Origin of the sequence: Streptomyces sp. NRRL S-31, assembly GCF_000718775.1 — a bacterium.
In the GTDB taxonomy this organism is placed as follows: Bacteria; Actinomycetota; Actinomycetes; order Streptomycetales; family Streptomycetaceae; genus Streptomyces.
In genome coordinates this window covers 66,542-78,273 of record NZ_JOCB01000009.1, presented here as the reverse complement: position 1 = coordinate 78,273, position 11,732 = coordinate 66,542, and the positions used below count along the sequence as shown (strand labels likewise).

Below are 11,732 nucleotides of genomic sequence, written 5' to 3'. Positions count from 1 at the left end.
ACACGGGTCTGTAGGTCCGCCACGTCGTCGCCGGTCTTGTCGTGCGCTAGGCGCTCATCCAGCCGGGTCACCAGCTCAGACAAGCGCCGTAGCTCCGCGTAAATCTCAGAGCCGGGAACCCACGCTCCCGGCTCTTCCTGTAGTGGCATTGGCTAGCCCTTCGGCACCTTAAGCGCGTCCCACGAAGCCTTGCCCGGCCATCCGTCCACATCGCTACCCGACCAACCAAGGTGGTTCTTCGCGCTGTAGACCTTCTGCCACCAGGCGAACGCCCGGCGGTCAGCATCGGTCCACTGTGGACCCGGACCCTTCGCGTAGCCGCCGTAGCCTTCAGCCACCAGGCGCTCACCCATGCGAGTGATCACCGAAGAACGGGGGTTCTTCTTGAAGTAGTCCACCCCAGGGAAGGGCTCATACTTTGCGGCCGGCTTAGGGGCAACCTTGTAGGACGGACGGCCGAAACCGAGAATCACACCACGGCCACGGGTGCGCCGGTAGACGCCATCCCCGTTGCCCTGAGAACCGGCATTGCCGCTGGACGTGTTCCCCTCAATGGTGTGCACGTCAGCACCAGCGGCAGCGTCAGCCGTGACCACACCGACATGGTCAGCCAGCGGCCCACCATCCCAGGAAAAAAACACAATATCGCCGCGCCTCACAGCCGCACCCCGATCATGCCACTGGCCGCGCGCCTTGAACCAGTTCACATGCGAAGGGCAGTAAGCGAACTTGCCGACGATATCGGCGTTGCCGGAATCTTCAGCCCACTTCGAGACAGCCATGTCACACCACGGCTGGTAGTTCATGGGATACCAGCGACCGAACTTAGTGTCGTTGCTCTTACCCTCCTTGTATCCGGCATCGGCATCCTTAGCCGCCTGAGCCAGCATCGCATCAGCGGTAGAAGCCACTGCGCATCTCCTTCCTGTGGGGCATACGTCTCTACTTATGTCTAGTGAGTGGAAAGCCCCCAGGGGCTGGCACCTACGAATTTTCGTATGTGCTAGAGCGAGCAAAAGACGCCGTTGAAGCCAACCCACGGGGGCTTGCTGTCCGCCTGAGTGCCGAAGAGCTTGAGTATTCCGTCTGTCGTGATGTCCATCTTGAGGGTGATGCGGTTTGAACTGGTGTCGGAGCAAGGCACCACCACCGTTCGAAGCGTGGAAGGGCGCGCGCCTACCGGTAGCGCTGAGGCATTAAGCCTGCCATTGCCCGGTAGGGAGCCGTTCGGGTACGGGTAGGTGACACCGATGCCACCCCGGAACATCAGGCCCATTTCACCAAACAGGTTGATTAGGCGGTACTGGAACGTTCCCTGACTGTTGCCGTTGTGTGAGTATTCGCTGGTTGCTAGATCAATGGTCTTCCATGTGGAAGTTCCAGCGGTAACAACGGCCCACCCGGAACCGTCATACACCTCAAGCCGGCCAACATCCTTCAGCCAAGTAAGCATGCCCGCCGTGGGCTTCTTGATGGTGGCACCGCGCACAATGGCGCTGGCGTATGTCATGACGACCTTTGGGGTTAGGCCATCAACAATGCCCTGCCCCAGAGTCTGCGCGTTGGGCTTGTCGGTAAGGGTCGGGTACTGGATACCCTGCCCGTAGGAGTCGGTTAGTGGCACAGTTCCCCCTAGAAGTCAGTAGCTACCCACCCGAAGGTGGTCGCGTTGTCTGTGGTCCGGCGGCATCGAAGCTCAAAGCCCGTGGTACTGGCACCCGTAACTGTCCAGTTGATCTCGGTGGTGCCAGCGGTCACGGATGAAATGGGAGTAGCGATAATCGTCGGCGCAGAAGCGAAGGACAGTGGGAATGTGACCGCTACCGCTGTCCAAGTGCCTGTAGTGCCCCCCGACGATGGGGTTGTGGCCGTTCCACGCTGCATTAGCGGGCTGTTATTGGTGCGCAACTTCCCAATACAGACCCACCCACCAGCGGAGCGCAGCATCTCTACGCTGTCCCCCGCCGCCGGCCGAAGATACCCGGACAGCACACGCACGCTGGGGTACTCATCATCCGCCCGGGTAAGGTCCACGGTCCCGTTCGAGTTGACCGCACTGACCGTTGCCATAAGCGCGCCAGATTCAAGGGCACCTGAGCGCTTCACCGCGTCTACGGATGCAGTGAGAATCCTGTCAATGCCTGCCACTACTGTGATTCCTCCTTGCCGCTCACGGTGTTGATGGTGAAATTGCCACCCACGGTCAGCGGTATATCGAAGCTATGGGCGATGTGCAGCTCAGGAAGGGCGGCATCTCCATAGCTGACGCGTATGCAGTCGCCGGCGTCTAGGGCAGTGTTTGGTACCGCCTCAAGCGTCACCGTGCGATTAGGTGCCCGGTACTTCGCTAGAAGCGCTGTAGCGGTCTGCTGAGCCTGCACCAGAGTGGTTACTAGCGACGAGCTGTAGGACTTCGTCACCTTGCCGAACGGCCCTCCGTAGTACAGGGGGTCTGAGGTGCTGCTGATTGTGGCAATTCCCTTTACCGGTGGCGCGTCATCAGAGCTGTTCTCACCGGTCACTACAACTCGGTTGTAGACCCCGTCTGCGGACAGTTCCATATTGGCGCTGACCATTACTCCACCTTCGCCGGCCGCCACATCCCAGACGGGTACCCGAGTGCCGCTCATGGGGTCCGGGATATCTACCATGCGGAAGGTCCCGTTAGCGTCGCAGAACAGTTCAGCACCGACGCTGTCAGCAACCTCACGGCATGCCGCCCATGTGTCCGTGAATGCATCCCACGTCTTCGTCGCCAGAGCCTTCTTACCGTTCGTAGATGAGTCCACAAAGGATGCACCCGGCACGGTGGCGGGAATCTTGGCAGCCAGGAAAGCGGCGGCTGACGGGTAGTTCTTCGTGCTGGTGGCTGTGTCCCACATGGCGCGCTTGAGTAGGATTTCCAGCCCGCTGGCCTGAACACTTAGTGGGCCGGTGTGGATGTTGCCACTTACAGATGTGATGACGAATGTACCGACTGGCACCCGCTCAGTGGTTCCGTCAAGGTATTGAATGCCAGCCTCAACGTAAATGCGCTGGCCATAGACAGCGAACTTGTCTGTTGCGTTCACCGGGAACTCACGCGGATCAGCAATGGATAGGGACAGCGAACGCCGAACGTCGCTGCCCCTATCCACTCTCACAGTGCCATCCGTAAAGGCAATGTCCTCAGCGACCACAGCGCCGTTGTAAAGGACGTTCACCTTGACGGACAGTCCGTGATCCGTAGTGAGTGCCGGCGCCCACTTCGGGCTTACCGGCTGCATTGATCACCCCTTCGTGAGAACGTCCGCCCATGTCTCGTGGGAGGAAAACAGGTCTTCCCATGTGGCGTAGGTGTTCGTGATGGTCTGCCAAGTAGTAGAAGCGGAGCCCTGTAGTCCCCCGTCAGGCCGGTCAACCTCAGTTATGGCCAGCGTCCAACGCCACCCATATTCGCGGGCATCTGAGTTCAGCGGCTCAACGTCCACATCTCCGATTGACACGTACAGGTTGCCGTCAATGCCGTATCCGGGCATGGCTTGGACCAGCGCCACGGTTCCGGCATCCAGTAGCGAGTCAAACAAGGCGTTAGCTTCCGGGTCCCACGTAAGGACCGTAATACTGGACTGCCTGCCTGCACGCGCACCAGTGACGTGAATCGGATTCTTGCGCCCCACCACGTCATAGCGCTGTGATCGCGCTGCCCGGGACCAAGACAGCGGCTCTTCGACCATCACTTGCGTGTTGAGCGCCGGAACCCCCGGAGACTTGAACCAGACGTAATCGCCATCGGGCAGAATCGGAGCGTCAACCGTCTGGGTCAGTAGGCGCGGCCCACGATTGGCACCTGTGCTATCGGACCACTGGACTGAGTACCACACACGGGACCCCAGCGGCGCCTCATAGTCCTCAACCAGGATGACGGAGTACGGGTTAGGCGCTAGATTCCACGTTCGACCGTACGCGCGCATAGGCGCTGCCTTGCCGTTGTCATCCATGCGCGTGATGGTCACGTTGGATGCGGTAGAAGCGTGGTCTGGCACATAGTTGACAGCGAGCGTGATAGAGCCGGTATCGTTGGACGTAGATAGCGTGTATTCGGCCGTGGCTGGTATCAGCGAGAAGTTATCGACAAACCAGTAATCGACCAGTGGATTGTCGCTGCTTAGTTCAAATCCAACCTTGGCATACACAGCACCATCGGGGGCTGTGCGCGTAACCGAATTAACCTGAGTCCACCAGGCGTCTGACGCTTCGGACGCGTAGAGCTGATCTGGATTGTCAGCCTGATACAGCGCCCCGCTGGAGTCATACCAGTCAACACGGCAGCGAACCGCGCTGATGACCTTCTGCGCCGAATCCGTGTTGTGCCGAAATATCGTCGCCTTCACCTGATACGTAGTTCCGGCAGCCACAGGCACCAGCCGGCCAAGGGTGGCACGGACTGTTCCCGGAGCATCCGGAGTCACCTTCAGCGAGAACAGACCATCAGTCACAGCACTCGTGGTCTGAAGCAGCGAAACCGAACCACCGTCTACCGTCCACGCTGGAACGGTTCCCTCAGTGCTGTACTCGGCGTAGGTGAGAAGGTTGCCCGTAAGGTTTCGACTGGCGGAGGCGTAGAACTGGGCGTCTTCCAGAACAAAGACTTGCTGCCCTGCCGTCGCCTGTGGGCGAAAGAACACCTTACATTGCACAGCATTGACCCCGGTAGGGGCCGTAGCTGTCACACCAACCCAAGAGGTGGTATTAACTGGCACACTGTAGGCGGTCTGCACGACCGGCCCGACCTGGTTGAACGCAGCATCGAACCAGCGAAATTCCACCAGCCAGTTAGCTGTGATGGACGGAGACCGCACCAGCGCGTAGCTGGTGTATTCCTTACCGGGCGTAATCGCTATGAAGTTATTGGTCCGAATTTCCTGCGAACCGGCGCCGGCGCTTGCCACCTCAAGCGCGTAGAAACCCTGCCCAACTGACAGATTCCAGTTACCGCGCGCCATGATGCCAGAATCGATCTTCCAGCCAGACGTGTCTTGCTCAATAGACGCCGTGTTATAGCCGTACACATTCCCTGGTCGCACCACTGCCGCGCCGAAATAGACGCTATCCGTGTTTACATATTCAGCGGCAGCCAAATTGCTCACGCTCAAGGTCACGGTGGCGGACAGCGCACCAGTGGGGGCAGTAGCGACCACCACGGGATGGTTGTAGTAGAACCAGCCAGTAGTCGCCCCAGAAAGGGCGAGAGTGCTAACGCTGGTACCAAGCACTGTCCCTGCCGCCGCATCATTGAACCAGGTAACCGTGAGGGTAGCCACCTGCCCGGCGGTAACGCTGTTCCGGCGAACGGGTGCCCGAATCACATATTCAAGCCCAGCGATGACCCCGGCGATTCGAGGGCTAGTTGCAGCGACAGATCCAGCGGAAGTGGCCGTAAAGCGCAACGATTGGGCGCCATCTATGAACTGACCGGACACAACGCTCAATGTGGTGTTGCCGCCGGCCGCCCATCCATGTGAGCCGCTCTCGAAAGCGCTTGACGCGTCAGGCAGTAGGTTCGGGTTTCCGTAAGCCATGCAGCCCCCCTCAAGTGACAGGGCAGGCACCTAAGAATTTTCGGAGGTGCCTGCCCTAGATGCTTACGCCCCTTCAGATTCGGGGCCTTGTGGGTTTGTGCCATCGTCGGCACCCACGGTCGGTTCAACACTGATTCCGGTGCTGGTATCGGGCGGGTAGCCGATCACCACAACTCCATCGTCGGTTTCCGTCACCTCAGTGACCGGAGTCTGTACGGTCTCGCCATCGTCAGGCACTTACAGTCCCCTTCCTAGGGCAGCCGGGCCGGTCAGCCCAGACTCAATCCGCTTATCGGCGCGATGGTCCACGTACGCCTCAAAGGAACCACCGTCCGTCACCAGGACTAGGCGGTCTCCGGGCTGTAGGCCACCCTGGGGGCCACCAGCACCACGCGCGGCCAGCGTACTGAGCACCTGCCACTGTCCTGACGTGAACACGGGCTCAGGCTTTCCGGACTGGTTCACGCTGAGGGTGGCGCCTGGTTGTAGCCATCCCCCAGAGTCATAGCCGCCCGTGCGGTCGTAAGCAGCGCTCAGGCTGCCGTACGTCGCAAGGGCATAGCGCATGGAAGCGTAGACGTTGGCTAGCGGGTCCCACACACCACGACCCCGAAGCTTGCCGGCGTACGCGTTGAACGTGGGGTCGATGACCTGCATGAGCCCCTTCGACGGAACTCCGTTCTTTGCGTTGATGTCCCAGTTATTGATAGCCCTAGGATTGCCGCCACTCTCCTGATTCATACGCCGAAGAACAGTATTCAGTAGCGTGGCGGGCTGTCCCACCATGTTCAGCGCCTTGAGTACGAGAGGCTTCCACTGGGCAACGCCGGCCGAAGGCGAGTATTCGACATGCGGAACTAGCTTCTTGTCAGCTTCCTTCGAGTAGCCGAACAGGGCATCTACAGCGCGCATGGGCAGGCGCTTGACGGCCTTGCCCCACCCATAATTAAGGCCAGGAATCTTGTCCAGAAGTGGGTTAACGACGTGGTCAACGCCAGCGCGGGCAGAAGCCTCGATGCTGTCCTTGAGCCATGAAGTCCCCTTCTTGACGGCTTCCCATGCCTTTGAGCCGGCGCCACCTAGTGTGCTCTTCGTCCACTCCAACGCGTCCACCAGCCCACCCCCTGAATAGCCGGGCAGCCTGCCGTTCTTACGCATGTACTCAAGCGGACCTAGGCCGATTCGCTGAGTCGCTTCCTTAGGAATGACGTACTCACCAGCGTGGACGATTCCGGCTGGCACGTACTTTCCGCCGGCACCTGTGTAGCCACCAGCGGCGAAACCCTTAGGGTGGAACTCGGCTAGCTTCGGAGCGCCAAACGCCTGAGCAATGGCATTCCAGGTTCCGACGATTCCACGGTTGTAGACGGTGTCGATTACGAACGAGATTGGGGACTTAGCAAGGTCCCGAATCTTGTCGAATCCCTTCCCGGCATCCGTTGCAGCGTCCTCGAATGAGGTAACGATCTTATCGCGCAGAGTGCCACCCCATCCCGGAATCGTCTTCGTGAAGAAGTCCCGGATCGGGTAGAACACATGACGCTTCATCCAGTCCCAACCATCAGCGAACCCCTGGGAAACTTCGTCCCAGTGCTTGATGATGTAGACGACTGCCAGACCTATAGGGCCTGTTAGTGCGCCCAAGATCCACGGCCAATTCTGCTTGACCCAGTCGACCAGCGCCCGAAAGGCTGCCGGAAGCGTGTCCCTGAAGAACGGGACAAAGGAATTCCGAAACCAATCAACTACGTCGCTGACAACCACCCTGACTGCATCGAAAGCGCCCTGAACGATGCTGCGGAAGGTCTCTGACTTCTTGTAAGCCACGACCAGCGCAGCGCCAAGCCCTATGACTAGTAGAGCCACCAGGACGAATGGGTTCATAGCCATGACCGTGTTAAGAAGGCCCTGAGCAATCGCCCAACCGCGCGTTACTAGGGCTATGCCCTTCATCACGCCGTTGGCGATAGCCACTGACGCTGCAATGGCGCCAACGCCCGCAGCGAACGGCAGTAGCCAGCCCTGATTATCCTTGATCCAGCCGAATGCGTCCTTACCGAAGCGGAGCACATCAGTCAGCGCGGGAATCAGATACGTCCCAATCGCCTCAGTGAAGTCTTGCTGTATGGTCCGCTTGAAGGTCTGGATCTGGTACATGGGGCCGCTTCGCAGCGTGTCACCCATCTTCTTGGACGCGCCACCAACGTCCCCTACAGCCTTGACAGCCTTACTCGGGTCCAAGCTGTATAGGCTCTTACCCATGTCCTCAGCCTGAGTACCGAACAGGCCAACGGCAGCCGCTTCACGTTTGACCGGGTCATGCATTCCGCGCAACTTGTCTAGGACTTGCTGTAGACCATCCTGCGCCGACTTACCGCCCTTGCCAATCTTCCGTTCCATTTCCTGAGCATTGAGCCCCAGTGACGCATAGGCGTCCCTGGAAGTCTTACTCATATCAATGGAACGAATGGAGAATTCCTTGAGCGCGTCAGCGATGATGTCCGTATTACGGGCGCCGCCCTGTAGACCCTGGGAGAAAAGCCCTAGGGAAGTCTTCGAGTCAAGGCCCAGCTTGCGAAGCTGAACCGGGTATTCCTGGAAGGTGTCTAGAAGGTCATCAGCGTTCGGACCTAGCTTCTGGAAGCCGGTAGCCACCACATCAAGTGCTTCGGTGGCGTTCTTAGCAAGTCCGTTCTTCAACAGTGCCGAAACAGCCTGAGACTGCATATCCATGTCGGTGCCGAACGTCGCTGCAACGTCTGTCATCTTCGTGGCTATGGACTCAAGCTGAGCATTCGTGGCGCCGGGTGGTACCAGGCCACCCTTGACTACGGCCTTGATGGCATCAGCGCCGGCCTCGAAGTTGTCCGTGACACCCTTAGCGTAGAGCTTGCCGGCTACGTCACCGTACTTCTTAGCATCGGCACTGGTGGCCCCTAGTTGCGCCTGTAGCCTCTTGGTCACGTTTGCCTGGTCAATGGCGTCAGTTAGACCCTTGGCGATTACAGCCCCAGCGGCTGCCGCTGCAACAGCCCCACCCTTGAGTAGCTTATCCTTAAGCCCGCCACTGACCTGATCGCCTGCCTGGTCTCCTGCATTCCCCGCCGGCCCGATGATTTGCTGGCGTAGCTGACGCGCGAAGCCCTGAATTTCAGGGACAATCGACACGTAAGCTACGGCAATCTCCGGAGCGCTGCCGCTCATGGGTCACCTTCCCTTCGTGCGCTCCCTGAAGTCCAACAGGGCAGCCGCCGTGATCTTCGCCTTCTTCGGCTCATTCATACCGGGACGCGGGTAGGGCTGAGGTGGCTTTGACTGGTCCATACGCGGAACGTCCTTGTTGGCCACAGCCCATGTGTTGTACTGCGTAACGTCAATCAAGTCAGCCAGCAAGTAGTCAGTGGTCGACCACAGTGGCTTGCCCTGATTGATGGCCTGACGCGTGGCGCTGTCCGGCGGTAGGCCCCAGATCAGAACGGCCATCTTCCGGGGGCTGATCTTCCGGCGCCATAGGTCGAGAAGGTCAACACCCCGGAATGCTAGGTCTGCCTCAATCGCGTCCCCGTGCTCCCGAATGAGCCTCAGAAGGCTTAAGAGTTTCCCGCGCCTACAGCCCTACCGGCCACCTCAAAGAACTTGCCGAGATCGGCAACCTTGCGATTGGACTTGCGGAACGTGGCGTACTGGTCATCACCCAGAAGCGCCTTCAGTGCATGGGTCATCCGCTGATCGTCAATGGCCTCAAGGACATCAAGGTCCCAGTCCTCAGCCGGTGGAACGCTGTAGGTGTCGCCGTTGTACTCAATGACAGTCGAGGTGCCCAGCGCATCGTTCTTCGAAGCCATGATTGTGTGTCTCCTAGCGGGTGATGGGTGGGAATGCGGCGAGACCAGGACTCCACCCAGAATCCTGGTCCCACCAGTCGGAGCACCTACGAATTTTCGGAGGTGGCCAGTTACGCCGTGGCAGCGTTAGCCGTGTCGTTGTCGTAGTCGACGTACAGCACGTCATCAGCGTCCGGGTAGATGGTGATGGTCAGCTCAAATGCCTGCATGTCCGACTCGGACAGCTTGACTTCCCCGATGGCCGTAACCTCTCCCGAAGGAATATGCCGGCGCCGGGTAATGTCTCCGTCTACCAGCTCAAGCACGAAACTACGCTTGTTGGTCTTCGGAATCTTGACCGTGCGCTTGTTCACGCCAGCCGTGGTCTCAACGGTGGAGCCAGGGTTCACCAGCCCGAAGACAACTAGGTTGTCCTCAAGGCACGTAACCGTGATGCTGCGCTTGTGCTTGCTGCGCTTCGTGCGGATGAGCTTGCCACCCCACGCATAGAAGTCCGTGGTATCCTCGTCACGGGCCTCAGAAGCACCATCCTCGGAGAGAAGACCAACGGCCTTCCATGCCGGAACAGTGCCCATGGCGTCATCAAGCTCAGGTGGCAGTGCCGTGGCGACAGGTGCAGTCCACAGATCCGCACCTTCCCATAGTCGAGGATTGTTGACGTTACCGCTCATAGGGTTTCCAATCTGGTTCCCCTGGTGGAGAACTCAACAGCAAATGAGTATCGGGGTTGCCCAGACGCAGAATCAGGCAGCCACATGGGGCCGGACACTTCGACCACGTCGTAGACCGTGGTATCGCCACGCTTGCCAGCCATCGCCAGCGCGTACGCACGCACCCGGGCGCTTAGGTCTGCCGCATTCTCTTCACTGTCTGACCAGCACTCAACATTCATTCGAGGACGGTCGAGAATCAGCGCACGCCGCATGCCGCCTAGCCGTTCGACGCGAACAAATTCCGCCGGCCGTGGATCGGGAACGCGTGAGTAGACAGAAAGGCCCGGGACGACTTCGCGTAGGTACAGGATGGTGACCAGCACAGCATCAGGGAAGACGATGACTGGCTTACTCAATCGGATCAGCCGCCGCATCTAGGGCTAGCAAGAGGTTCCGCCTGGTTCCCTCGGCCGTGGCTCCGTCTTCGTAGCCGGCAATCACAGCCGCGCGGGCACGATTCGGACCGGCCTGAGCATCAACGCGGGTCTGCACACCGACGCTGCGAAGAGCGGCATCAACATCATGCGCCTTCTTGAGAAGGTAGGCATGCGTACGCGGTGCCGTATTCAGCGCCCGGATGGCATCAAAGTTATACCGAATTCGTGGGCCGCTCATCCAGTAACCTCCTTGAGCCGTGCTTCTACATGATGTAGGCGACCGCCTACCTTGAACCGGCCAACCTTGCCGTCAACTTGCAGCGTCAAGCCCTCCCACTCAACGCGGTCCGTGGCCAGCGCCGGGAAGTCACGGCCCTTCGGAGTGATCAGGCGCCAACCCGTGATGACCGTGGGTCGGTCCCCCGTGGCTTCACTGGAAGCGTCCGGCTGAACCATCAGGCCCGTGTATTCCGTGCGGGTGGCAGCCGACCAGTCACGTTCGCTGGTGGTGTTGCCATACTTGTCGACCTTGAAGGGCGCCCGAACCAGCCTCACGGTTTCGCCATACAGCGTGCTCATAGAAGCCTGCCCACAGCGAACGTTCGCCGGTAGCGCCCTAGAAGGTCCTTGTCAGCCTGACTGAGGCTTGCGCCGATGGTCTCAGCCGCGTATGTGACGCTGACCGCACCAACGGTTTCCTGCCGTAGGTCATTGGGGTTCGTCAGAACGCGCTGAGCGGCTGTCAGAGCGACTGCCACAACGTCCCCGGGCACTGATGCGTACCCATGCGTGAAAGTCACTGTGACGGGCGCACAGGCGCCCACAAACAGCCGCTCTGTCTCGTCATCCCAGCGGTAGTCAACCGGCGCACCATCGCGCGTCACGGAGTCCACTGAAACAACGGGCCTGAGCGGCAGCCGGATCACGCCCTGATGCGGAGTCCGCGTAAGCGTGGTGGTCCGACGCTGGAAGTTGTTGCGGGCTTCCTTCCGGATGATCGCAGAGACCTGGTCCAATGCGGACACTGCGCCGGCCGGAAGGGTGCCCGGATCAACCTGCATGTGCGCTGCCAGATCATCAATCGTGGCCAGCGGCGGCAGTGCCATGGGGCACCCCTTCCGTTACTTCGTGGTCTGTGCTCCGCACTCCTGACAGCGTGTCACGGAAGCCTCAGAGCCATCCGGGCGAAGAGCCGTGTAACTCTCCACCCGGGGACCCTTGCAAGCCTCTTCGTGC

At 59.7% G+C, this 11,732-nt stretch carries 12 protein-coding genes; all 12 read right to left on the bottom strand.

All coding sequences use genetic code 11. The annotated features are described in order from the left end of the window. Positions 1 to 152 precede the first annotated feature (152 nt). The 12 genes from IF37_RS43385 to IF37_RS0105885 all read right to left on the bottom strand — a co-directional run bounded on the left by IF37_RS43385 (position 153) and on the right by IF37_RS0105885 (position 11,602). A complete protein-coding gene (locus tag IF37_RS43385) occupies positions 153 to 911 on the bottom strand; it encodes a peptidoglycan-binding protein (RefSeq protein WP_158727287.1) in 759 nt (252 codons plus the stop codon). 92 nt (positions 912 to 1,003) lie between these two features. Then, positions 1,004 to 1,624, bottom strand: a complete 621-nt coding sequence (locus IF37_RS44325) for a hypothetical protein (protein WP_063886362.1) — start codon at positions 1,622 to 1,624, stop codon at positions 1,004 to 1,006. 523 nt (positions 1,625 to 2,147) lie between these two features. Then, entirely contained in the window at positions 2,148 to 3,203 is a 1,056-nt protein-coding gene (locus IF37_RS41170; RefSeq protein ID WP_158727286.1) for a DUF5047 domain-containing protein, read from the bottom strand. 66 nt (positions 3,204 to 3,269) lie between these two features. After that, the gene (locus IF37_RS44320; RefSeq protein WP_158727285.1) at positions 3,270 to 5,303 is read right to left on the bottom strand and encodes a hypothetical protein; all 2,034 of its coding nucleotides are present in this window, start codon (positions 5,301 to 5,303) and stop codon (positions 3,270 to 3,272) included. Positions 5,304 to 5,798: 495 nt separating this feature from the next. Further along, on the bottom strand, positions 5,799 to 8,765 hold the full coding sequence (locus tag IF37_RS39065) for a phage tail tape measure protein (RefSeq protein WP_037855764.1): 2,967 nt from the start codon (positions 8,763 to 8,765) through the stop codon (positions 5,799 to 5,801). Positions 8,766 to 8,768: 3 nt separating this feature from the next. After that, positions 8,769 to 9,044: a hypothetical protein gene (locus tag IF37_RS40715; protein ID WP_052844994.1), complete on the bottom strand. Its 276-nt coding sequence runs from the start codon at positions 9,042 to 9,044 to the stop codon at positions 8,769 to 8,771. Positions 9,045 to 9,151: 107 nt separating this feature from the next. Then, a complete protein-coding gene (locus tag IF37_RS0105900; protein ID WP_030737207.1) occupies positions 9,152 to 9,406 on the bottom strand; it encodes a hypothetical protein in 255 nt (84 codons plus the stop codon). A 110-nt stretch (positions 9,407 to 9,516) separates the two neighbouring features. Further along, a complete protein-coding gene (locus IF37_RS0105895) occupies positions 9,517 to 10,077 on the bottom strand; it encodes a hypothetical protein (RefSeq protein WP_030737205.1) in 561 nt (186 codons plus the stop codon). Beyond that, on the bottom strand, positions 10,074 to 10,442 hold the full coding sequence (locus IF37_RS41625; protein WP_253915656.1) for a hypothetical protein: 369 nt from the start codon (positions 10,440 to 10,442) through the stop codon (positions 10,074 to 10,076). The genes IF37_RS0105895 and IF37_RS41625 overlap by 4 nt, the downstream gene beginning before the upstream one ends. Positions 10,443 to 10,467: 25 nt before the next feature. Continuing rightward, on the bottom strand, positions 10,468 to 10,734 hold the full coding sequence (locus IF37_RS44825) for a hypothetical protein (RefSeq protein WP_173456735.1): 267 nt from the start codon (positions 10,732 to 10,734) through the stop codon (positions 10,468 to 10,470). Next, positions 10,731 to 11,075, bottom strand: coding sequence for a hypothetical protein (locus IF37_RS0105890; RefSeq protein ID WP_052844993.1), 345 nt, complete (start codon positions 11,073 to 11,075; stop codon positions 10,731 to 10,733). The genes IF37_RS44825 and IF37_RS0105890 overlap by 4 nt, the downstream gene beginning before the upstream one ends. Next, positions 11,072 to 11,602: a hypothetical protein gene (locus IF37_RS0105885; protein ID WP_030737198.1), complete on the bottom strand. Its 531-nt coding sequence runs from the start codon at positions 11,600 to 11,602 to the stop codon at positions 11,072 to 11,074. The genes IF37_RS0105890 and IF37_RS0105885 overlap by 4 nt, the downstream gene beginning before the upstream one ends. Positions 11,603 to 11,732: the final 130 nt, after the last annotated feature.

Bases quoted from the DNA above. Each gene is read 5' to 3' on its own strand.
- IF37_RS39065 (WP_037855764.1), bottom strand. From the start codon at position 8,765: ATGAGCGGCAGCGCTCCGGAGATTGCCGTAGCTTACGTGTCGATTGTC.
- IF37_RS0105900 (WP_030737207.1), bottom strand. From the start codon at position 9,406: ATGGCTTCGAAGAACGATGCGCTGGGCACCTCGACTGTCATTGAGTAC.
- IF37_RS40715 (WP_052844994.1), bottom strand. From the start codon at position 9,044: ATGGCCGTTCTGATCTGGGGCCTACCGCCGGACAGCGCCACGCGTCAG.
- IF37_RS0105885 (WP_030737198.1), bottom strand. From the start codon at position 11,602: ATGGCACTGCCGCCGCTGGCCACGATTGATGATCTGGCAGCGCACATG.
- IF37_RS0105895 (WP_030737205.1), bottom strand. From the start codon at position 10,077: ATGAGCGGTAACGTCAACAATCCTCGACTATGGGAAGGTGCGGATCTG.
- IF37_RS0105890 (WP_052844993.1), bottom strand. From the start codon at position 11,075: ATGAGCACGCTGTATGGCGAAACCGTGAGGCTGGTTCGGGCGCCCTTC.
- IF37_RS44825 (WP_173456735.1), bottom strand. From the start codon at position 10,734: ATGAGCGGCCCACGAATTCGGTATAACTTTGATGCCATCCGGGCGCTG.